Here is a 22797-nt window from a genome sequence, read left to right as displayed (position 1 = left end):
GCCTGAAACCAGCCCCTTCGGGGGCTGAACGGAGAACATTATGGCTAAGAATTTTTTACAAGACGGCAAAACTATTGCCATCACTAACGGCACCACAAAAACCATCTCAAGTGGCGACCCTGTCGTGATCGGGGCCGTAATTGCTGTTGCAATCACTGATATTCCAGCTGGTTCGGTGGGTGACGGCTTTACATGCGGCGTATTCATTTTGCCAAAGTTGCCGGCAGATATCGTTCCCGCCGGTACGGCCGTGTTTATCAAGGACGGTAAAATTCAGCTTGATAGCAAAGATGCCGTGGCCGCAGGGATCGCGTGGGAAGACGCAGGCGCAAACGCCACTGTTGTTGCAGTAAAAATCAATGGCTAATGCCTTTGAAAGAATGGCCGGCCGCATGGATGCGGTCACCATCAAGGTTATGGGGAAATCGGCCAATATTAACGGCATTGATTATGCGGTTGTTCCTGCGGAGCTTCTAGAGGAAATGGGGCCGTTGTCCGGCACTGGCACCACGCTGGTGGTTTTCTCAAGTGATTACCATGCGCGGCGAAATGATGTCGTCATTTTCGACGGTGAGTCACTCACGGTAACGCGACATGACAAGTTCAACGGCAAGCCGCGCATCCATATCGAATAGACGGGAGGGCCGATGTCGATAAAAGGGTTAGAAAGAGCAATCCAGAACTTAAACAGCCTAAGTCGTTGGATCGTTCCCGACGCAACGGCCAAGGCTCTAAACCGTGTTGCAGGCAGAACCATCAGCCACGGCAGCCGGAAAGTAGCCAAAGAGGCGACTGTCGACGACAACCGCAAAAAAGGACTGCCTGTCAGGCTGGTTCGCCAGCGTGCAAAGCTGAAAAAAGCGAAGCCAGAGCGCCTTACTGCCTCAATTAAAATTAACCGCGGCAACCTACCGGCCATCAAGCTTGGGGCGGCCCGGACGCGACTATCCCGCCGAAAAGGCGCAAAGCATGGGCAAGGAAGCGTTCTTAAAGTGGGTCCCTACACCTTCCGAAACGCTTTTATCCAGCAACTCGCTAATGGCCGGTGGCAGGTGATGCGCCGTGTTGGGCGCGCTCGTTATCCAATCGAGGTGGTGAAAGTGCCGCTTGATGCGCCGCTGACAGAAGCATTTACCACTATTTCAAAGGGGCTCATTGAAAGCGATATGCCTAAGGAGCTTTCTTCAGCCCTTAAAAATCAGTTGAGGATCCACCTAACGCGATGAACAAGCACACCGCTATCCGCGCGGCCGTACTGGATAAGCTGAAAGGCGACATCGGTGATTCAGTGACTTGGTTTGACGGCCGACCCGTATTTCTTGAAGAGCAGGACTTGCCCGCCGTTGCAGTCTATTTGTCTGATGCTGAGTACACCGGCGACACACTCGACGAAGACAGCTGGCAGGCCACTTTGCACGTTGAAGTGTTTCTGAAAGCAGCAAACCCAGACAGTGCCTTAGATATCTGGATGGAGGAAAAAGTCTATCCATCAATGGCGTCTGTACCTGCCTTGGCTGGCCTAATCGAAACAATTACCCCACAGGGCTATGAATATCAGCGTGATGATGAAATGGCTACGTGGGGATCGGTAGACCTGTCCTATTCCCTCAATTATTCAATGTAAGGATTTTTATGCCTACTCCAAACCCGCTGGCGCCAGTAAAAGGCGCCGGAACTACGCTTTGGCTGTACACGGGAACTGGTGACCCTTATGCCAGCCCGCTCAGTGATACCGACTGGACTCGCCTTGCAAAAATCAAGGATCTAACGCCGGGCGAAATGACCGCCGAGTCCTACGATGACACCTATCTGGATGACGAAGATGCGGACTGGAGTTCAACTGCGCAGGGCGAAAAGTCAGCCGGCGATACCAGTTTCACATTAGCGTGGAAGCCGGGAGAGGTGGGCCAGCAGGGCTTGGTTGACTGGTTCACCCTCGGCGACGTGCGTGGCTACAAAATCAAATATCCGAACGGGGCCGTTGACGTGTTCCGTGGTTGGTTGAGCAGCTTAGGCAAAGCGGTACCGGCGAAAGAGGTGATCACCCGTACCGTTAAGGTCACCAACTCGGGTAAACCGTCTCTGGCGGAAGAGGACCGTTCAGCATACGTGCCCGTTACTGGTTTAACCGCCACGCCCAAAACTGGCACGGTGACAGTCGGCAATACCACTACAATCACTTTTGCCGTAAGTCCGGCAGGTGCGACAGACAAGACCCTGCGCATTGTTTCATCCGACAAATCGATTGCAACGGTAACCGTGCTCGATAACGTCGTAACCGTAAAAGGGGTTAAAGCCGGTACGGTGCAAGTGATCGGTATGACGCCAGACGGTAGTTTTGTGGCAACCGCCGACATCACAGTTTCTTAACGCGAATTCACTCCACTTTCAAAGCCCCATCACAGGGGCTTTTTTTATAGGTACCAATTATGTTTCTGAAAAAAGACACGCTGACTTTGGGTGACCAGAAGGTAACGCTTCACGAATTATCGGCGCTTCAGCGCGCAGAGTATTTTGATTTTCTGGCAGATAAAGAGGCCAGTACCGCTGAGGGCGAAAGCGATTTTAAAGCTAATGCTCGTTTAATGAAATTCAACATTGAAGTGAATGCCTGGTTGGTTTCACGGTCATTGTGGCACTCGGAACCTGAGCGCGAAGAAAATGAAATTTGGCGGGAGGTCATGCGCAAATGGCCAAGTGAAGGTTTGAATGAGGCCGTTGAAATGGTTCTAGAGCTGAGCGGTATGGTTCCTAAAAAAGCTGATGCGCCGGAAACTGCTAATGATGAACCTCATGTAGAGGACGTGACGGTCGAGGCCCGCCCACTGGCAAAATAGCCGCCCGTGAACGCGACTTTGCGTTTCGACTTGCAAGGGAATTTCGGCGAGCGGACTGGCGGCGGATGTTAAGCGAAATGAGCGCGTCCGAGTTTTCAGACTGGACAGCCTTTTTTTCCAAAACACCCTTCACGGATCAGTTACTTGATGCTGAGTTCGCCACGGCTAAAGAACTCATGGTGGCAATGTTCACGGGTAAGAATGACCTTTCAGCCATAGATTTTAGCCTTCTCTCTCAGCCGGAAGATGAACCTGAAAAAACGGATGAGGAGCTGATGTTGGCTGGAGAAGGGCTTTTCGGGGGAAGTAGATATGTCCCAGCAAATTAGTGATCTGGTCATTAATCTCGATGTTGATAATGCCACGTTTACCGAGCAGATAGCCCGGATCAAGAGCCAGCTCAAGAACATGGCCGATGACTCAGATAAGTCCCTCGGCAAAGTTGGGCAAGCTGCCGAGCGACAAGCGGCAGCACTCAAACAAATGGGGGATGCCGGTGCGCGGGCGGCAAATGACATTCAGGCCCAGCAATCCGCAGCTGCCAGCGCGGTAAGTAGCGAGTGGCAGAAAACTGAGGCGTCAATGGAGGGGGCTCGCCGCGCAATAAGCGGCATGAATGTTGAGCAGCTTTCCAATATTAAATCTCTCCTAGCCGGAATGACGGCAGAAAATGAAAAGGTACTGGACCGGTTGGGCAGCGCAGCCGACCGTCAGGCTGGCTCTTTAATGCGAATGGGCGAAGCTGGCGCCCGCGCTTCAGAAGAGATAAGAGAAAAACAATCCCTAGCGGCCAATGCTGTAAGCAGTGAATGGCAAAAATCCGCTGCGTCGATGGAAGGGGCGAGACGTGCGCTGAGCGGGCTTAATACGGACCAGCTGAACAGCGTAAAATCTATCCTTTCAGGCATGTCTGAGGAAAATGGCAAGGTTTTTGACCGCCTTGGCAGAGCAACAGAACAGCAGACTGAGTCCATGGTAAGGCTGGGGGCGGCCGGTGCGAATGCGGCAAATGAAATCCGCAACGCTCAGACCAAGGCGGCAGGGGATGCCACCAGTGCGTGGAATAAATCAGCTGAAACGATAGAGGAAACAATCGCCCGCGCTAAAGAGCTCATCAAACAGAATGAAGATAACGCTGCCGGAACGAAGGAAAACCGTCAGCAGCAAGAGGCATTAACTAACTCTTTCCTTCGTCAGATTAATAGCATCAAAGATCTCAAATCTGGTACGGCAGAAATGGCGCAGGTGCGTCAAAAAGCGCTTGAAGAGTTAAGTAAAGGTAACCTGACCGGGCAAGACCATCTGGCTATTTTGGGGCAGATCACCCAGCGCCAGAAGCAGCTAACAGCGGAAGATAACAAGGCCGCAGCTGCGAAAGCTAACTTCATTCAAAAATTGAAATCGCAGCTGGCGGCGCAAAAATTAACGAGCGAGGAGTTACTCCGTAACAAGGCAGCTCAGCTGGGTGTTAGCAACGCAGCAGAAATCTATATCAGTAAACTCGAGGCTGCGAAAAAATCGACCCATGGGCTTGGGCTTGAGAGTGCAGGAGCGCGTCGTGAGATCGGCATTTTAATCGGCGAAGTCGCGCGCGGAAACTTTGGTTCACTTCGTGGCTCAAGTATTACGCTGGCAAACCGTGCCGGATGGATTGAGCAGCTCCTGACGCTGCGCGGGCTCGGTATCGCGGGTGTTGTAGGGGGGATTGCAGCCTCTATTTATGGATTGGGTAAAGCCTGGTACGAGGGCAGCCAAGAGTCGGCCGAGTTCAATAAGCAGCTCATCCTCACCGGTGATTATGCAGGGAAGACATCCGGGCAGCTTGCAGAGTTGGCAAAATCCATCGGCGGCTCTCAGGCAACAAACGCTGCGGCACTTGCTCAGGTAGTGGGAAGCGGAAGCTTCAAGGGTTCGCAAATCGAGAGCGTGACCCGTGCCGCAGTGGCAATGCAGGAAGCGACGGGTAAATCCGTCGAGGAGACGATAAAGAATTTCGAAAAGCTTTATGACTCTCCAACAAAAGCTTCTTCCGAACTGAATAAGCAGCTTCATTATCTGACTGCCGGTCAGTTTGAGTACATTTCTCAACTGGAACGTCGCGGGGATAAAGAGGCTGCCGGTCAGGCTGCGGCCGATGCTTATAGCCGCGCCGAGCAGCAAAGAAGCCAGCAGATCCTTGATAATCTCGGATTGGTTGAGCGCGCAGCGTTGGCTACCCGCAATGCGTTTAAAAACATGTGGGATGAGTTGCTCAACATCGGGCGCGGAGGGAATGACGCGGCCACGCTTCAGACGATGAAAGATACGCTGGCTGAAATTCAGGAAAACAGTCAGCAGGGGCTTTTAGGGCGCTTTAAAAATAACGCCATGGGTGTGGATAAAGCTCAGCTTGAGGCGGATATCCGCAATCTTGAGTTCGTCGTGAAATCTCAGGAAGGTTATAACCGGTCAAAAGCCGAATTTAACAAAATCAATAATGACGGTATTGAGGCTCAGGTTTCGTTTAACAAGTACCTTGATGCCGGAACCACGCAAGCTGAAAAAAGGGCCTTAGCCCAGAAGGACCTGAACAAAGCCATCGCAGATAACGCTGCTGCTGCCAAAGCGACTCAAGGGCTATCACCCGACAAGCAAGTTAGTCTTTGGAGTTCCGCTGACATAGAGAAGGCTCGCGCAGGTATCGAAAAGCTTTATAAAGATCCGAAGACGGCTAAGGCTAAAGGATATGTCACACCGGCCGGCGACCGCGCCGAGGATTCAGCTCAGAAAGACCTGATTGCTTTACAGTCCCAGCTGAAAGTCCTTCAGGAGCATAAGAGCATCACCGATACCATTAGCCAGCAGCGCAAAGAGCTCTGGGGGACAGAAGCACAATTTTCTGTCCTTGAGGACGCTTCCCGAACCCGCCAATTATCCAAGCAAGAAAAATCGCTACTCTCCAGCAAAGAGCAGGTGCTACAGCTCGCCCGACAAAAGGCGCTGCTAGGTGATCAGATCGTTGCTCAAGAGCAGTTGAATAAACGCATGGATACGTCGCAGAAATACGTCACTCAAATGGCCGAAAAGCAGTCTGCCTTAATGGGCAGTGCCACTATGAGCGACCGAATGGCAGGCAGGGAGTCCACATTCGCCCAACTGCGCAGCGGCTGGAAAAATGCGGGCGGCTCGTTGGATGATGAAGGCTACCAGCGCCAGCTGGCGGCAGCTAAACAGTACTATGCAGCAGAGGACAACTTGCGTGGAAACTGGCAGGCGGGCATTCAGAAAAGCTGGGCCGATTACGCCGATACTGCGACCAACTCGTATGAGCAGATCAAGAATGTTAGTGGCAGCGCCTTTAATGGCGTGAGTTCGCAGCTGACGACTTTCCTGACGACCGGGAAGGCAAGCTTTAAAGATTTCACCAAATCTATTTTAAGCATGCTGACCGACATCCTAGTCAAAATGTCGCTGGTTAATGGATTAAACAGCGCCGCTAGCGCGTTTGGGTGGGGAGGTTTGAAGGCCAATGCTAATGGCGGTGTTTACACCTCTTCGGGTCTAAGTGCTTTCAGCGGCAGTGTCGTCGACAAACCGACATTCTTTGCGTTTGCCAAGGGCGGCGGCGTGATGGGTGAGGCTGGACCGGAAGCTATCTTACCGTTGCGCCGAGGTGCTAACGGTAAGTTGGGGGTTGTTGCCGGTACGGCCAGCGGCGGAGGAAGCCCGGTGTTTAACAACACCATCATTTTGCAAAGTGACGGGTCTGCCAGCGCTAAAACGTCTGGTGCTGACGACGCGGTAAGCAAATCGATGATGAAAGTGCTCGATCAGTTCTGTCAGAAAAACATCCTGAAAGAACTGCGTTCCGGCGGAATTCTATTCAATGCGTTGAAATCGCGCTAAATATACGAAGGACAATCATGGCAGTCGAAACTTTCACGTGGCCTACACAGATCGCGAGCCAGCCCGCCTCTGAATATACCCGAACAGTCAGGGAGGTTCAGTTTGGTAACGGGTACGGCCAGATATCAGAAGATGGAATTAATTCGGAAAAAATTAAATTTCCCTATTCGTTCCGCGGCCCCCTCGAAACCTCATTGGCGATCAGGGATTTTTGTCGGCGACATTGTATTAAAGCATTTATTTTCAAGCCGCCGCATGGAGAGGTTGGGTTGTACCGAGTAGCCGCTGATTCAATCCGTTTGGTGCCGATTGGAAAGACGCAGGCAACGGTATCGGCAACATTTGAGCAGGCTTATTCTGCCTCGGGGGTTTGATGTCTATAAACAGTGACTACCAAAAATTAGAGCCTGGTAACACCATCAGGCTTTACGAGGTTGACGGAACGGCTTTCGGTACTGGTGAAGTGCTGCGCTTTCACGCTTATAACATCCCTCATTCCGAGCCGGAAATTCTGGCGGCCGGCGGCGATGAATCCAAGCTGGCGGCGAAATCCATCTGGTGGCAGGGCAATGAGTATTCTGCTTGGCCTTGCCAGATAGAAGGTATTGAAACCTCAACTAGCGGCAGCAGCGCGCAGCCAAAGCTGACTGTCGCGAACCTCGACGGCTCAATCACAGCGCTGTGCCTTGCCTACGACGACATGCTTCAGGCAAAGGTGTCAATCCATGACACCCTTGCAAAATATCTCGACGCCCAGAACTTTCCCGGAGGGAACCCAACGGCAGATCCGACACAGGAGAAGCTGAAGGTTTTCTACATCGACAGCAAAAGCGTGGAAACGAAGATCGAAGTCGAATTCACGCTGAGCAGCCCTATGGACCTTCAAGGGCTACAAATCCCTACGCGGCAGCTGCATTCCCTTTGCACGTGGTGCATTCGTGGGAAATATCGCTCAGGTGATGGTTGTGATTACGCGGGCACGGCCTACTTCGACAAGTTCAATCGGCCTGTTTCAGATCCGTCGCTTGATGAATGCAGCGGGAATCTTACCGGCTGCAAATTACGATTCGGCGAAAATAACGAGCTTTCGTTCGGCGGCTTTCCGGGCACCTCATTAATTCGGTCATAACCATGAGACAAAAAACGATAGATGCAATTATGCAGCATGCGGCCGCCGAGTATCCGCGAGAGTGCTGCGGCGTCGTGGCGCAGAAAAGCCGGGTTGAGCGTTATTTTCCCTGCAAAAATCTTGCTGCTGAGCCTAGCGAGAGTTTTTACCTAGACCCCGTGGGATATGCCGAGGCGGAAGACTGGGGCACGGTCATAGCGATTGTGCATAGCCACCCTGACGCCACGCCGCGCGCCAGCGATCTGGATAAGGCGCAGTGCGATGCAACCGAATTGCCATGGCATATCGTGAGTTGGCCCGAGGGCGATTTAAACACCATCCAGCCACGCGGGGAGCTTCGGCTCATTGAGCGGCCGTTTGTGCTTGGCCACACTGATTGCTGGGGGCTGGTTATGAGCTATTTCCGGCAGACGCATGGCATTGAAATGACCGATTACCGTGTTGATTACCCATGGTGGGAAGACCAGTACCCGGACAACTTTTATCAGGACTGCTGGTATGAATGCGGTTTCCGCGAGTTCACTGGAGCGCCGCGGGCCGGCGACATGGTGATCATGCAGGTTCAGTCCAATAAGTGGAATCATGCAGGAATACTGTTGGAAGGAACTATGCTGCTTCACCATCTGTACGGACATTTGAGTAAGCGCGTTCCATATGGCGGCTACTGGCAAGAAAGGACAATGAAGGTGCTCCGTTATAAGACCCTATGCTAATCTTCTGGTGATTTTCAAAAAGGAAAAGGACATGAAAAAACTACTTCTAGTCTTGGCTGTTGTGGGAATGGCTGGCTGTTCCACTTCTCCTGTCACCGCAGAAAAAGCAAAAGCAGTACCCAACGACCGAATTCTTCTTGAGTCTCAGGGCAATTCAACAATTATTATCACCCGAGATAATGGATGGTTTGCTGGCGGAGGTTGTTTCGTTTCGGCTCTAATAGATGGTAAGCCTTTTGCTAGAATTGGAACTGGGGAAACTACCTCAATAAAAGTTCAAGATGGCAGGCACATCCTCGCTATTACCGGTGATAAGGATGGGAAAGGATTGTGTGGATTCCAAATTGGGCAGCCAATTAAAGAGAATTCCACAGAAATAAAACCTAACGAAATTCAGAAATTCAGAATTACGGGAGACACAAGTTCTGGGTTAGATCTGAGACCAACAAGCATTTAGTAAAGGCCGCGCAAGCGGCTTTTTTTATGGGGGTAATATGGCAGAGCTAATGACTCAAATTGAGCTGGGGGGAATTCTTGGCAAAACTTTTGGGAAAACACATCACCGGCTGATAAGCACCATACATGAAGCATCCCGCTCCTTAGCAGCAACGATTGAGGGATTCGAAAAGTTCATGATTACAAGTAATAGGCGTGGATTAACATATGCCCTATTCAGAGGGAAAAAGAATATTGGTGAGGATGATTTGGGTTATCCGGTCACTTCAGATGTTATTCGCATTGTACCTGTAATCATTGGTAGCAAAAGAGCTGGCCTTTTTCAGACCATATTGGGTGTCGCCTTAGTGGTCGCTGGCTATGCGCTTTCAGGTTTTACAGCTGGTGCAAGTATGGCATTAGTCGCGCCTGGTATTGCCTTAGCGGCTGGTGGCGTTATTCAGATGCTATCACCGCAAGCTTCAGGGCTCGCCAGTAAGCAGGATTCAGCCAACCAAGCCTCATATGCCTTCGGTGGTGTGACGAATACGGCCTCACAGGGCTATCCGGTGGCTTTAGGTTATGGCCGTCGCCGCGTGGGCGGGGCGATTATCTCTGCGGGTATCTACGTGGAAGACCAGCAGTAAAAAACACTTATCTAATTCCTTTCTCTAAGGCTGCCTTCGGGCGGCCTTTTTTATGGGCTAAATATGGCAACAGCTACCGCAATCAGAGGCCGCAAAGGTGGCAGCTCTTCATCACGCACGCCTGTAGAACAGCCGGACGATCTCCAGTCCATTGCGAAAGCAAAGGTGTTGATCGCGCTGGGTGAGGGAGAGTGGGCGGGCGGCCTGACGGCGCAAAATATTTATTTAGATGGGACCCCACTCCAGAACCCTGATGGCAGCAATAACTTCAGCGGCGTGACGTGGGATTTCCGGTCGGGCACGCAGGCGCAAACCTATATTCAAGGGTTGCCGGGTTCCAATAATGAAATCAATGTAGGGACCGAGGTAAAAAGCACCAGCGCATGGACTCGGACATTTACGAATACTCAACTGTCAGCGGTTCGATTGCGCCTTAAATGGCCCGCGCTGTTTAATCAAAAAGACAACGGAGACCTCGTTGGCTACAGCATTAATTATGTGATCGAGCGTCAGACCGACGGGGGAACATGGCAAACCGTCGTAGACACCTCGGTTACTGGCAAGACGACAACTGGGTATGAAAGAAGCCATCGAATTGATTTGCCGCAGTCTGGTAGCACATGGACGCTTCGCCTGAGAAAGGTAACGGCAGACGCCAACAGCGCCAAGATTGGCGATGCGATGATGCTGCAAAGCTTTACGGAAGTTATCGATGCTAAATTGCGCTATCCGAATACCGTTCTGCTTTATATCGAATTCGATTCAAGCCAATTTAACGGATCGATCCCGCCTGTGTCGGTTGATACAAAAATGCGCATCGTGCGGGTGCCGGACAATTACGACCCTATCAACAGAACATACTCTGGAATATGGCAGGGTGGCTTTAAGTGGGCGTGGACGGATAACCCAGCATGGATTTTCTACGATATCGTGGTCTCCGAGCGCTTTGGGCTTGGCGATCGGCTGACGGCAGCCAATATCGATAAATGGACGTTGTATCAGGTGGCCCAGTATTGCGATCAGCCTGTTCCCGACGGTCGAGGTGGAAACGGCACCGAGCCGCGCTACATCTGCAACGTGTATGTCCAGAACCGCAACGATGCCTACACCGTCCTGCGGGATTTCGCGGCTATTTTCCGTGGAATGACATACTGGGGCGGGGATCAGATTTTTGCTCTGGCAGATATGCCTCGCGACGTGGATTACAACTTCACAAACGCGAACGTTGTTAATGGCCTATTTACCTACTCCAGTAGCAACACAAAAACCCGCTATTCGTCTGCTCTGGTTTCGTGGTCTGATCCTGATAATGCTTATGCTGACGCGATGGAGCCTGTGTTTGAACAGGCGTTGGTTAACCGCTACAAAGTCTTTAACCAGCTTGAGTTGACCGCGATTGGCTGCACCCGCCAGTCAGAAGCTAATAGGAAGGGGCGATGGGGGATTCTGACCAATAACAGCGACCGCGTTGTCACATTCTCTGTGGGCCTTGACGGTGACATTCCCCAGCCCGGCTATATCATTGCCGTTGCAGATGAGAACTTGTCCGGGCGAATCACCGGCGGACGCGTTAGTTCGGCTTCGGGCCGCGTCATAAGCTTGGATAGAGTGCCAAGTGCCAAGCCCGGCGACCGTATGCAGGTGAACTTGCCGACAGGAATTTCTCAAAGCAGGACGATTCAGGCGATCAACGGGAATGTTGTCACTGTCAGCACCGCCTATTCAGAGACCCCGGAGGCTGAATGCGTGTGGGTGGTTGAGTCGGATGAGCTTTTTGCACAGCAATACCGAATCACTAGCACGGCTGAAAATGATGACGGCACATTTACCATCACCGGCGTTTTGCATGATCCCGACAAGTTTGCCCGAATTGACACTGGCGCTCAGATTGACCAACGGCCAATCAGCGTGATTCCCCCCGGCAACCAGTCAGCGCCGGCCAATATCCAGATCAGCTCATTCTCCGTGGTCGAGCAGACAATTAGCGTTCAAACGATGAGAGCGACGTGGGATGCCACTCCAAATGCTATCGCCTATGAAGCACAGTGGCGCCGTAACGATGGCAACTGGGTTAACGTGCCACGCAGCTCCACAACGTCGTTTGAGGTGCCCGGCATTTACGCTGGCCGCTACCTCGTTCGCGTTCGTGCGATCAATGCCGCCGAGATATCCAGCGGGTGGGGGTATTCGCAGGAAGCCACGTTGACAGGTAAGGTGGGCAATCCACCGAAACCCATCGGTCTGGCGGCCACGGCGATAAACTGGGGGATCTCACTTAACTGGGGGTTCCCTGCCAACACTTCGGATACTCTCAAAACCGAAATTCAGTACACCCCAAACGAGGACAAATCTAACCCGATTCTGCTGTCTGACGTGCCATATCCACAGGCGACGTATACTCAACTTGGGTTGAGACCCGGTCAAATATTCTGGTACCGCGCCCAGTTGGTGGATAAAACCGGCAACGAGTCGGGGTATACCGATTGGGTGCGTGGAATGTCCAACGACCAGGCCAATGACTATCTCGGCGAAATTGCTGATGACTTGCTGAATGCGGAAGATGGCCGCCGGCTGACCGAGCAGATTGGGGGAAGCGTTGAGGCCATTCTGCAAACGGCGCTGGCCAACAATGCTGGCATACAGCACCAATACGCACAATTGGGCGCGGTTCGCGCTGATGTTCTGATTGTCACTACGACTATTGCTAATACCCAGCAAGCTCTCGCAGACCTTACAACCACGGTACAGGCCACAAACAGCTCAGTCGATTCATTAACCGGAAAGGTGCAGACAAACACGGCTGCGCTCGAACAGAAAATGACATCAGTCTTCAATAATGACGGCTCAGGCAGCGCTATTTATAGCATGAAAGCCGGCGTAAATATGGGCGGGAATTATTACGATGCAGGCATGTCGATCGCCGTTATTGCTGAGCAGGGAAAACCTGTATTAACCCGTATCGCCTTTAACGCGAATCAGCTCGTTTTGATGAGTGGCTCTAACGGTAATTATTACTCACCGTGGGCCGTGGTGAATGGAGACGTGTTCATTAACTCTGCATTTATCCAAACCGCAAGTATCGATTTTGCGAAAATATCGGATACTCTCCAGTCCACAAACTTTGTCAGTGGCCAGACTGGTTGGAACTTGCCGAAAAGCGGTAAAGTCGAATTTAATGACGTAATAGTGAGAGGCACGGTTTATGCAACCGATGGCCATTTTCGTGGAACGGTAGATGCCACTGATGGCAACTTCGCTGGGACAGTTTATGCCGCGAAATTGGTGGGCGATTTGGCTGATTTTAGCATCGCTCGCACACTAAATGCCCGAGAGACAGGCGTTCCATCCGGTGGCGTAGTTACCGGTACGCTGTTTAGCGTGGCGCAGGACCCCGGATTCGCTCGTAAAGTATCAGTGTCTGGTTCGTTTATTGCTTCGATAACTGCCAGTGGCGCAGGTACTGGATCTTATATACGAATAATGGTGCTGGGAGCTGTTGTAGCTGGGGCTGATGCCAAAACATGGTCATCAGAGGGTTTCACCTTTATGGTCCCCGCAGGCACGGGCAATGTCCCAGTTACTTTTGCGATAAATAATGGTGTCAATGCTCCCGGCACGGTGACTATTAGCAGCGCAAGCTATAACGTTTTCGTCAGCCGTAATGCTAGCGTTATTAGCTAACCTAAAACTTTCCATATCCAACCCGCTTCGGCGGGTTTTTTTATGTCTGGAGAAAAGAATGACGTGGTATTCAAACGGCACGGTAGATACAACCGCTAACAGCGCGGTGGTAAGAGGGACCAATACTTGGTGGATGAGCTCCGGCCTTCGTGCAGGCGACATGCTGCTGATTGGTTACAGCACAGCCAGCCCGCGTGGTTATGAAATTAAAAGTATCGATAATGATGTCCAGATAACGCTGGTTATGCCCTTCCCGGTTGCTGCCACTGGCGCTCCGTATGTCGGTATTCCGATGCTAAGTGGTGACAGAACTGCCATCACGATGACGCTGGCGACGCAAATATCCAAGGCTTTTACAGACAATCAGGCTATGGCCGCAGTGTGGCAGGCTTTCTACACTGGCAACGGCACGGTAACACTCACGATGCCTGACGGAACAAAGGTAACAGGATCATCATTTTTAAAGCTGACAGCCGACATGGAAAGCAAAGCAAACACAAATGATGTGCTTCTTAAGACAGGGAGTGTCGCCTCGGGATATATGAGATTTAATGGTGGATCAGAAGTAAATCTAGCTGGGGGGTTTTCATTTCGCGGGCGCTACCAAGGCGGGTTGGGTAGAAACAATGATATTGAGATGTTTAGCTCTGACGGATCAGCAGGCACTAATGATTTTGTAGGAGCACTCCTTTATAAATGGTTTTCTGATGGCTGGTTGGCGGGTATAAAGCGGGGAGGTGGTTTAAATTCGCTCTCGTATTCAATTTATTATAATGGGGCATCCACAAGTGGAATCGAGCGGCAGTGGACATTTAGTGTTGATGGATCTGCTACGTCTTCAGGCGCTTGGATAAATGCTTCGGATGAGCGTCACAAAACCAAAATAAAGGAAGTTGAAAACCCTCTATCGGCGGTCTGTAGCTGGCGCGGATGCTCATACGAAATGAAAGATGGCGGGGAGGCGGTTGGCTTAATTGCTCAGGACGTGGAGAAGTTCTGCCCGGTAGCAATCAAAACTTATGGGGACCGTGAATTTAGCGACAAAACCGTCATTAAGGACTTCAAATACCTCGACACAACTGGTGTGTCAGCTGCGTACCATACCGGAGCTATCAAGCAGTTATTCGCACTTCTTGAGCTCGCCCTTGAAGACCCTGACGCCTGTCGTGCTCAGATAGAGGCTGTAAAATTAGCAATGATCGACGTTTCTCAGGCAGAACAAGCTTCATAATTTTCTTTCCTTCCCGATCAGCATCATAACGGCACTTTTCAAAATCGGACTTCCCAACACAAAAAACTCATGATTATACTGTATGTATAACCAGTTATTTGTGGGCGTGCATTATGAATATCTTTTACCCAGTTCCAGAACCTTTAAAGCTTTCCATCCCCTTTTTTCAAGACAAAGTGCAGGCGGGGTTCCCTTCGCCCGCGCAGGACTACATTGAAAAAGGCATCGATCTCAATGAGCTTTGCGTTAACCACCCGGCGGCCACATACTTTGTGATGGCCACGGGTATGAGTATGGTCGATGCGGGGATTTACGAAGGGTCATTGCTGGTAGTGGATAGAAGCCTGCAGGCAAAGCATGGTGACATCATCATCGCGTCTGTGGCGGGTGAGTACACAGTAAAGCGGCTTTGCACCCACCCAGTCCTTCAGCTAATCCCAATGAATCCCGACTTTCCGCCTATCGTTCTGCATGACGGCGGGGACGAGCTGGAAGTTTTCGGTGTCGTAACGTTCACCATTAATGGGTTGCAGTGATGTTTGCCCTTGCGGATGTGAACAGCTTTTATGCCAGTTGCGAGACGGTATTCCGGCCTGACCTCAAAGGGCTGCCAGTTGTCGTTCTCAGTAACAACGATGGCTGTGTTATCGCCCGCAGCGCGGAGGCAAAAAAGCTTGGCATCAAGATGGGGGACCCGTTCTTCAAAATGCGCGATCTGTTTGAGCGCCACAAGATTGTGACGTTCAGCAGCAATTACGCACTTTATGCAGACATGAGCTCACGCGTCATGACGGTGCTGGAAGAGATGGCGCCCGCCGTGGAAATATACTCGATTGATGAAGCTTTCATGAACCTCCAAGGGGTCAGTAATTGCAAGAATCTCGAGGAGTTCGGGCGCGATGTCCGGGCAAAGGTTTTGCAGTGGACTGGTCTAACGGTCGGCGTGGGCATAGGGCCGACGAAAACACTCGCCAAGCTGGCTAATCATGCCGCTAAAAAATGGACCAAGACCGGCGGTGTTGTGGATCTGTCGCTCTTGGCGCGCCAGCGAAAACTCATGGCGCTGGTCGAGGTTGGTGATGTATGGGGAGTCGGCCGCCGGATATCGAAAAAGCTCAATGACATGGGCATCACAACAGCTCTTCAACTGGCTGACGCACCTACCGGCCTAATACGAAAGCATTTCAACGTAGTGCTCGAGCGTACGGTCAGGGAGTTGCGCGGAGAGCCGTGCTTAGAGCTGGAAGAGTTTGCACCAACTAAGCAGCAGATAGTCTGTTCTCGCTCCTTCGGCGACCGCGTTACCGAATATTATCTGATGCGCGAAGCCATTTGCAGCCACGCGGTCAGAGCTGCGGAGAAGCTGCGCGGTGAGCGGCAGTACTGCCGGCACATTTCGGCGTTCGTTAAAACCAGCCCGTTCTCTGTGAATGAGGTCTATTACGGCAAGACTGCCGGGACAAAGCTCCAGATACCCACACAGGACAGCCGGGACATCGTGGCCGCCGCAGCTCAATGTCTTGATGCTATATGGCAGGACGGGCACCGGTTTCAGAAGTGCGGGGTAATGCTCGGTGATTTTTACAGCCAAGGCGTGGCGCAGTTAGGTTTATTCGATGAGTATAAGCCGCGGTCCAACAGCGAACAGCTAATGGCTGTGCTGGATGGGATTAACCACAGTGGGAAGGGGCGTGTTTGGTTTGCAGGGCAGGGCGTGCAGAAAAGTTGGGAGATGAAGCGACAAATGCTCTCTCCCGCGTATACGACCCGCTTTAGTGATCTGCTACGTGTAAAGGTTTAATCTGCGCTTATTAATCTGATGGGAATGAGCCACCTAAAAGTGGCTAGGCGGGAGTTAATTAGGTTTGATTTTGTTCACAAAATGAACATCAATAGTGTGGAAATATAAATGACTGTTTCTTTATAGGAATTTGTCATGAGCAGAGCAATTGCTTACCTGAGGTTTTCCAATGCTATCCAACAAAATGGCGATTCTGTAAGAAGACAAAGAAATCTGATTAATCAGTGGCTAGATTTAAATCCGCAGTATGATTTGGATGACACTAATTATGAGGATTTAGGCTTGAGTGCTTACACAGGGGCCCATGCTGAACGAGGTGCCTTTGGTGAATTTATGGAGGCGGTTGATCTTGGGCTGATAGAGCCGGGCACGGTATTGCTTATAGAAAGCCTTGACCGCCTATCTCGAGAACGCATAGGTGAAGCAACTGAGAGATTGAGGAGTATTCTCAAAGCCGGTATAGAGGTTGTCACGTTATGCGATGGATCTCATTACACGGCCTCATCTTTGGATGACCCATACGCTTCCATCAAAGCAATTCTGATAGCACAGAGAGCAAATGAAGAAAGTGAAATAAAGTCGAAACGATTAAAATCAGCTTGGGAGAAAAAACGCGAAGAAGCCGCTCTAACTGGGAGAGTAATGACAAGTGCATGCCCACGATGGATGAAATTAAATCCACAGACGCGAGAGTTTGAACTTATTAATGAACGGGTTAAAGTAATAAGAGACATATTTGAATATAGAATTAAAGGGATGTCTTTCAATAAAATAACAAAAATATTAAATGATGAAAGCACTCCAACCTTTAAAGGAAAAGTTAAGGAATGGAACCCTTCCACAATTGAACACTTGCTATCAAATAAAGCATTGATTGGGACTTGCGTTCCATCATATGCTTCAAAGCTAAAAGGGATGAAAGAAATCCAAAACTATTACCCTCCAGCTATGAGTGATGATGTTTTTAATTCAGTACAAGATATTAAGCTTTCACCTTTCGGGAAGTTAAGTGAACGAGATAACCCCAACTTAATAAACATATTTCGTTCTATCATGAAGTGCAGCGTATGCAACCACTCAATGATAGTGACAACTGTAGCGGGTGATAATCCGGGCTATTATGTGTGTCCCATGAGGCGTCTACATCGCTGCTATGCGCCACCAATTAAGAGGGGGTTAATAGACTCAGTTTTGATTCATCAGGTTTTAGTATTCACAACCAAGTTTACAAAGTCAGGCAATTCCAAAAGCTTAGTTCAACAAATAACGAAGCGTAACTTTGAGCTTAATAAGCAAATAGAGAAATTAATTGTAGCTCTTAAAATGGCTCCAGAGGTGTCAATACTGGCTAATGAAATTAAGGAGTTGGATAAAGAGCTTCGTAAGAATGAGACGACATTGAGACTTTTAAGAGAGAAAAAAAGAATAAGTATAATAGATGATGTTAATAAATTAGACTTGAAAGTTAAGGCCGATCGTGAAACTTGCCAGAAGTATGCGTTTAAGATATTCAAAGATATAAGAATAGATACATCCAGAAAAACATGCTGCATATTTTTTATTAATGGCCTCAAGTTTATAGACTTCCCGCTATATAAAACCACGCGTGGAGAGGCAATTGTTGAAGCCCTAGCATATATTGATGAAGATATATTATTTTTCTAATGCCAAAATAATAATCATGAGTGAAAAAAAGCCCACGTTAACGGTGGGCTGCAATCAGTAGGTAGTCTTGGTCTTGGCGGACCGGCTGTTCTTTGACAGCTACTTTTAGTTTAGACAGACCTGTCAGATTTGCCATGTTGTAGGCGTTAATCTAATCGGGCATGTTATTCGGACAAACAATCCAAACTGCTGGGTGACTTATGAGTGAATCATGGGAAGAAGAGCGTTCTGCATTCATAGCTGGTGAGATTGGCGGTGCGGTGATTGAGCTGATAGCCGAGGGCGTTGTCATTGACCGGGATACCATCGTCGAAAGGCTTGAGGATAAGCGCAAGAGCGTGGGTAACACCATCCACAAAGGGATACTGCGCGATGCTGCTGAGTTCGTGAGGAAAGGGCGGTAGCCATCTGCAAATTGCAGGCATAAAAAACCTGCTTGGTGCGAGTGTGACCTTTCATTTTTTGCGGATAGGATAGGGCCGAAAGACATTGTTTCATGCTAAAACGATGCCAAAAAGCTTCTGCAAAACGAATTTTATTCATTTCAAATTCATAGAGTTACAATCTGCCTTTTTTTCATAAAATTAGCGTTCAAAAGCTATAGAATATATTTTAAAACAATAGGTTAACCTTATCCCGCCTCCATACTATAAAGACAACGGTATCTCCACTGACGACGTGGTCGCCATGGGTCTGGTTTATCAGTTCTAACTTCAATTCGAAAACGCACTACCCCAAGCCCGCCGCTATGGCGGGCTTTTTAATGGCTTGACATTAGTTCTGCTCGGACACCAACACCGCCTGAGTATCCGCCACCAACGCGCGGAAAATATGCTCCTGATCCGCCGGATAGCTAATGTAATCCCCGGCATTGAGCACATAAGGTTCTTCTGTTAGCCCCACCAGCGCCTGACCCTGAGTCACAATAATGTGCTCCACCGAGCCGGGCGAGTGCGGCTTGGAGACGCGATCGGCACCCGGCTCGGCGCTCAGCAGATAGATATCCCGCCGTGACCCCGGAGGGCAGGTTGCTAGCAGCACTGCCTTATAGTTGGCTAATTCGGCAATCACCGCCGGACCTTCGCCGCGGCGGATCAGCTGCGACTTATTAACCTGCGGCTCCATCAAACGCGCGAAGGGGATCTCCAACGCCACGCACAGCGCCCACAGCGTTTCAATGCTCGGGTTGCCATTTGCCGACTCGAGCTGCGACAGGGTGGACTTGGCAATACCCGCGCGCCTAGCCACTTCAGCCAGAGAGAGTCCGGCACGTTGGCGCTCTCTTACCAGCGATTTAGCAATAATGTCGATGGGTTGGATCATAGATTTGGCCTGAATAGAGATAATGTTGATCGTTATAACGAACGATCGTTCGTCTTGTAAAACGATATTAATGTGTTCATTATAACAGCCTGTTTGTTCGTTATGAGAAAGAAAGATGCGTTTTCATCAATTTTCCGTACTCAAATCCGGCACCATCAAGGCGATCATTCTGGTCTGTCTGGCTGATGGCATTGTCGGCATATCCTACGGGTCACTGGCTACCGGCGTTGGCTTCCCATTCTGGGTGCCGATGTCGCTCTCGCTTTTCGTGCTGGCCGGAGCCTCGGAGTTTCTGTTTATCGGCATTGTGTCGAGTGGCGGAAGCCCGTTCGCTGCCGCAGCGGCCGGTTTATTGGTGAATGCGCGACACCTGCCGTTTGGCATCGCGGTGAAGGATTTGGTCGGCAAAAAAGCCACCAGCCTGCTGGGTTGCCATATCGTCAATGATGAAAGCGTGGTGTTTGGCGTCTCTCAGCCCAGCAAGGCCGAATGTAAAGCAGCCTTCTGGCTGTGCGGCTTGGGCATTGCCCTGTGCTGGCCGCTGGGGGTGATCATCGGCGGCTCGATAGGGCAGATTATCCCTGACCCACAGGCTATCGGCCTAGATGCGGTTTTCCCCGCCATCTTACTGGCCTTAACCCTTCCAGCATTGAAAAACGCTAAAACCATTATCTCCGCCTGCTCGGGGGCGCTGATTTCACTCGCGGCGGTGCCTTTCGTGCCGGTCGGTATGCCGGTGCTGTTTTCCCTGCTCGGATTGGCTATCAGGAAGAAAAAATCATGAACCAACACACTCTGATCATCTGCGGCATCGCGCTTTTGGCCGTGGGTACCTATGCGTTTCGCTATGCCGGATTTAAGCTCGGCTCGCGCATGACCTTCACCGACAACACTCGCGCGCTGATTGCCGACGCTGCCACCACGCTGCTGCTCTCAGTGGCGGTGATTGCCACCCTGCTGGAAGGTGAGCACTTTGCCGGATTCGCGCGTTTGTTGGGGGTAGGGGTAGCGGCGATAATGGCGTGGCGCAAAGTGCCGCTGATTGCCGTCATTTTATCCGCCGCTGCGGTCACTGCGTTAGCCCGCTGGCTGGGTTTGCCTTAAGTCATTGGTCATAACCAGATCGCCGGGATCAGCAAATTTCTACGAAAGGTTTTGAAGCTAAAAAAAGGGCCGCGCAGCAGGGTTGGGGAGTAGTCAAATTACTCACAACTCTCTAGATTAATCGCTAGAGCGACGAGTCGTTGCCGTGCGCGGTTTTATGACGCCATCTACACCTCGCCACTTCAATATCACACATGATTTCATGTGTTTGGGCTTAGCATTTTTAGTCAGTTTTTGGAGGCGCAGGTGATTCTGGAACAGTTCGGCGTTATCAATCTTTGGACCTATCTCGCAGGGTTAGTGTTTATTATTCTCCTGCCGGGCCCTAACTCTCTCTTTGTCCTAAAGACCAGTGCTTCTCATGGCGTTCTTAGCGGCTATAAGGCAGCGGCTGGCTGCTTTTTGGGCGACGCGGTGCTGATTTTCCTCGCCTATATCGGTGTGGCTTCTCTGATAAAAGCTTCCCCCGTGCTTTTTATGCTGGTTCGGTTCTTGGGCGCGTTTTATCTGCTCTATCTGGGCATAAAGATTATTCAGGAGAATTTCTTCTCGAAGAATAAAGAGCAGGGCGAAACGGTGAGCGTGCGCGGAAATGTGTTCAGGAAATCGCTGACCCTGAGCCTGACCAACCCGAAATCCATCATGTTTTATATTTCATTCTTTGTGCAGTTTATCAATTTCAGCTATCCGCACGCCGCCGTGCCGTACCTGATTTTGGCGACCATACTGGAAATCCTCAGCTTCACTTACATGACCACGCTGATTTTCGGCGGTGTAGCGTTGTCGAAGTTCTTCCGCTCGCGCAAGAAACTCACCAAGTTTGGCAATGGCGTTGTCGGGCTGTTTTTCATGGGTTTCGCGGCGCGTCTGGCCAGCTTGACCTCTTAAGTCCCAGCGACACATGGCATTGATGTGACCCAACAACGGGCTGAAGCTATTACACACCTCAGCCCGTTGCACAGATAAATTTTCCGCAGGCAGGATTTAGCGGTTTTCATTCCGGCCGAAATAAAACACAATACTCCTCACAAAAAATGACATTTCTCGCCGTCATTAAACAAGCAGTTAACCCATCACTTACAAGTCAACATCTCAATGCAATCACAAAACGTTTCGCGCAAAACCGAGTGGCTACGCGTCATCATGCTAGCTATCGCCGCGTTTATTTTTAATACCACCGAATTCGTTCCCGTCGGCCTGCTGTCAGACATCGCCAGCTCCTTCTCTATGCAAACCGCGCAGGTTGGCCTGATGCTGACTATCTATGCCTGGGTGGTCGCCTTGATGTCACTGCCGCTGATGCTGCTGACCCGCAACGTCGAGCGGCGCCTGCTGCTGATGGTGGTGTTTGGCCTGTTTATCCTCAGCCACGTGCTGTCGGTGGTGGCCTGGGACTTCGGCTCGCTGGTGGTATCGCGCATTGGGATTGCACTGGCGCACGCCATCTTCTGGTCAATCACCTCCTCGCTGGCTATCCGCGTGGCTCCGGCCGGTAAGAAAACCCAGGCACTGAGCATGCTGGCGACCGGCACCGCGCTGGCGATGGTTCTCGGCCTGCCGCTCGGGCGGGTGATTGGTCAATATCTCGGCTGGCGCATTACCTTTGGCGTGATTGGCGTCGTGGCGTTGATCACCTTAATCAGCCTAAGCCGCCTGCTGCCAAAACTGCCAAGCGAGCATAGCGGCTCGCTGAGTAGCGTCCCGATGCTGTTCAAACGCCCGGCGCTGGTGTCGATGTACCTGATGATCGCGCTGATTGTCACTTCGCATTACACGGCGTACAGCTACATTGAGCCGTTCGTGCAAAACATCGCCAAAATGAGTGAAGATTTCACCACCTTCCTGCTGCTGATTTTCGGCGGGGCGGGCATCTTGGGCAGCGCGCTATTTAGCGTGATGGGTAACAAATTCCCGACATCATTCTTTGTCGGCGCTATCTCCATCATCGCGCTGGCGATGCTGTTGCTGCTGGTCTCCTCGACCAGCGCGTTCAGCCTTTCTGTGCTGACCATTTTGTGGGGCGTCGGCATGATGGCTATCGCGCTGGCGATGCAAATTCGCGTGTTGGCGCTGGCGCCGGATGCCACCGACGTCGCCATGTCGCTGTTCTCAGGGATTTTCAATCTGGGGATTGGCGCGGGCGCGCTGCTGGGTAATCAGGTGATCGTGCATCTGGAACTGTCGGACGTAGGTTACGTCGGCGGGGCGATGGGCTGCGTCTCTCTGGCGTGGTGCCTGTTTATCCTGCGCCGCTACCCTCAGCTGCGCACCGTTTAAACTTGCCCGCCAGCGCGTTTTGGCTCGCAAATAACCACTAAAGAAACATATCATTAACAGTACCGACCC

The 22797-nt window shown here is 50.9% G+C and carries 24 protein-coding genes; 23 read left to right on the top strand and 1 reads right to left on the bottom strand.

Annotated features, from left to right (window positions below):
• Window positions 1-40: 40 nt before the first annotated feature.
• The 19 genes from GEAM_RS21235 (at window position 41) to GEAM_RS21145 (ending at window position 18428) form a co-directional block, all read left to right on the top strand.
• Entirely contained in the window at window positions 41-367 is a 327-nt protein-coding gene (locus tag GEAM_RS21235; RefSeq protein WP_034795781.1) for a DUF2190 family protein, read from the top strand.
• On the top strand, window positions 360-635 hold the full coding sequence (locus tag GEAM_RS21230) for a hypothetical protein (protein WP_034795778.1): 276 nt from the start codon (window positions 360-362) through the stop codon (window positions 633-635). Before GEAM_RS21235 ends, GEAM_RS21230 begins: the two co-directional genes overlap by 8 nt.
• Window positions 636-647: 12 nt before the next feature.
• Complete coding sequence (locus GEAM_RS21225) at window positions 648-1226, top strand: phage tail protein (protein ID WP_034795775.1); 579 nt, start codon at window positions 648-650, stop codon at window positions 1224-1226.
• Window positions 1223-1624, top strand: coding sequence for a phage minor tail U family protein (locus tag GEAM_RS21220; protein ID WP_034795773.1), 402 nt, complete (start codon window positions 1223-1225; stop codon window positions 1622-1624). Before GEAM_RS21225 ends, GEAM_RS21220 begins: the two co-directional genes overlap by 4 nt.
• Before the next feature lie 8 nt (window positions 1625-1632).
• Entirely contained in the window at window positions 1633-2370 is a 738-nt protein-coding gene (locus GEAM_RS21215; RefSeq protein ID WP_034795771.1) for a phage tail tube protein, read from the top strand.
• 59 nt (window positions 2371-2429) lie between these two features.
• Complete coding sequence (gene gpG / locus GEAM_RS21210) at window positions 2430-2837, top strand: phage tail assembly chaperone G (protein ID WP_051899602.1); 408 nt, start codon at window positions 2430-2432, stop codon at window positions 2835-2837.
• A 65-nt stretch (window positions 2838-2902) separates the two neighbouring features.
• Complete coding sequence (locus GEAM_RS21205; RefSeq protein ID WP_051899601.1) at window positions 2903-3166, top strand: phage tail assembly protein T; 264 nt, start codon at window positions 2903-2905, stop codon at window positions 3164-3166.
• Complete coding sequence (locus GEAM_RS21200) at window positions 3150-6722, top strand: phage tail tape measure protein (RefSeq protein ID WP_051899600.1); 3573 nt, start codon at window positions 3150-3152, stop codon at window positions 6720-6722. Before GEAM_RS21205 ends, GEAM_RS21200 begins: the two co-directional genes overlap by 17 nt.
• Window positions 6723-6739: 17 nt before the next feature.
• Window positions 6740-7096: a phage tail protein gene (locus GEAM_RS21195; protein WP_051899599.1), complete on the top strand. Its 357-nt coding sequence runs from the start codon at window positions 6740-6742 to the stop codon at window positions 7094-7096.
• Window positions 7096-7851: a phage minor tail protein L gene (locus GEAM_RS21190; RefSeq protein WP_034795766.1), complete on the top strand. Its 756-nt coding sequence runs from the start codon at window positions 7096-7098 to the stop codon at window positions 7849-7851. Before GEAM_RS21195 ends, GEAM_RS21190 begins: the two co-directional genes overlap by 1 nt.
• Window positions 7852-7853: 2 nt before the next feature.
• On the top strand, window positions 7854-8564 hold the full coding sequence (locus GEAM_RS21185) for a C40 family peptidase (protein ID WP_034795764.1): 711 nt from the start codon (window positions 7854-7856) through the stop codon (window positions 8562-8564).
• A 31-nt stretch (window positions 8565-8595) separates the two neighbouring features.
• Complete coding sequence (locus GEAM_RS21180) at window positions 8596-9021, top strand: hypothetical protein (protein ID WP_034795761.1); 426 nt, start codon at window positions 8596-8598, stop codon at window positions 9019-9021.
• A 37-nt stretch (window positions 9022-9058) separates the two neighbouring features.
• On the top strand, window positions 9059-9646 hold the full coding sequence (locus GEAM_RS21175; protein ID WP_034795760.1) for a tail assembly protein: 588 nt from the start codon (window positions 9059-9061) through the stop codon (window positions 9644-9646).
• Window positions 9647-9709: 63 nt separating this feature from the next.
• Window positions 9710-13327 (top strand): TipJ family phage tail tip protein, encoded by a 3618-nt coding sequence (locus GEAM_RS21170; RefSeq protein ID WP_072009943.1) that lies wholly within the window; start codon window positions 9710-9712, stop codon window positions 13325-13327.
• Window positions 13328-13385: 58 nt separating this feature from the next.
• Window positions 13386-14558, top strand: a complete 1173-nt coding sequence (locus GEAM_RS21165) for a tail fiber domain-containing protein (RefSeq protein ID WP_034795757.1) — start codon at window positions 13386-13388, stop codon at window positions 14556-14558.
• Between the two features lie 113 nt (window positions 14559-14671).
• A complete protein-coding gene (gene umuD / locus GEAM_RS21160; RefSeq protein WP_034795755.1) occupies window positions 14672-15094 on the top strand; it encodes a translesion error-prone DNA polymerase V autoproteolytic subunit in 423 nt (140 codons plus the stop codon).
• Window positions 15094-16359 carry a Y-family DNA polymerase gene (locus GEAM_RS21155; RefSeq protein WP_034795752.1) on the top strand — a complete coding sequence of 422 codons (1266 nt, stop codon included), beginning with the start codon at window positions 15094-15096 and terminating at the stop codon, window positions 16357-16359. Before umuD ends, GEAM_RS21155 begins: the two co-directional genes overlap by 1 nt.
• Before the next feature lie 135 nt (window positions 16360-16494).
• Window positions 16495-18024, top strand: a complete 1530-nt coding sequence (locus GEAM_RS21150; protein ID WP_034795750.1) for a recombinase family protein — start codon at window positions 16495-16497, stop codon at window positions 18022-18024.
• A 200-nt stretch (window positions 18025-18224) separates the two neighbouring features.
• Window positions 18225-18428 carry a hypothetical protein gene (locus tag GEAM_RS21145; RefSeq protein WP_034795748.1) on the top strand — a complete coding sequence of 68 codons (204 nt, stop codon included), beginning with the start codon at window positions 18225-18227 and terminating at the stop codon, window positions 18426-18428.
• A gap of 370 nt (window positions 18429-18798) precedes the next feature.
• Here the strand turns inward: GEAM_RS21145 and GEAM_RS21140 are convergent, their stop codons facing one another.
• Window positions 18799-19347 (bottom strand): helix-turn-helix domain-containing protein, encoded by a 549-nt coding sequence (locus tag GEAM_RS21140; RefSeq protein WP_034795746.1) that lies wholly within the window; start codon window positions 19345-19347, stop codon window positions 18799-18801.
• Window positions 19348-19462: 115 nt separating this feature from the next.
• Between GEAM_RS21140 and GEAM_RS21135 the strand changes: the two genes are divergently transcribed.
• From GEAM_RS21135 to GEAM_RS21120, 4 genes are all read left to right on the top strand, one after another.
• Window positions 19463-20131: an AzlC family ABC transporter permease gene (locus GEAM_RS21135; protein ID WP_034795744.1), complete on the top strand. Its 669-nt coding sequence runs from the start codon at window positions 19463-19465 to the stop codon at window positions 20129-20131.
• Window positions 20128-20451: an AzlD domain-containing protein gene (locus tag GEAM_RS21130; protein WP_034795743.1), complete on the top strand. Its 324-nt coding sequence runs from the start codon at window positions 20128-20130 to the stop codon at window positions 20449-20451. The genes GEAM_RS21135 and GEAM_RS21130 overlap by 4 nt, the downstream gene beginning before the upstream one ends.
• A gap of 249 nt (window positions 20452-20700) precedes the next feature.
• Window positions 20701-21339 (top strand): leucine efflux protein LeuE, encoded by a 639-nt coding sequence (gene leuE, locus GEAM_RS21125; protein ID WP_034795926.1) that lies wholly within the window; start codon window positions 20701-20703, stop codon window positions 21337-21339.
• Between the two features lie 207 nt (window positions 21340-21546).
• The gene (locus GEAM_RS21120) at window positions 21547-22728 is read left to right on the top strand and encodes a sugar transporter (protein WP_034795741.1); all 1182 of its coding nucleotides are present in this window, start codon (window positions 21547-21549) and stop codon (window positions 22726-22728) included.
• Window positions 22729-22797: the final 69 nt, after the last annotated feature.

Origin of the sequence: Ewingella americana ATCC 33852, from assembly GCF_000735345.1 — a bacterium.
Classification (GTDB): domain Bacteria; phylum Pseudomonadota; class Gammaproteobacteria; order Enterobacterales; family Enterobacteriaceae; genus Ewingella; species Ewingella americana.
This window is presented reverse-complemented; position numbering and strand designations above follow the sequence as displayed.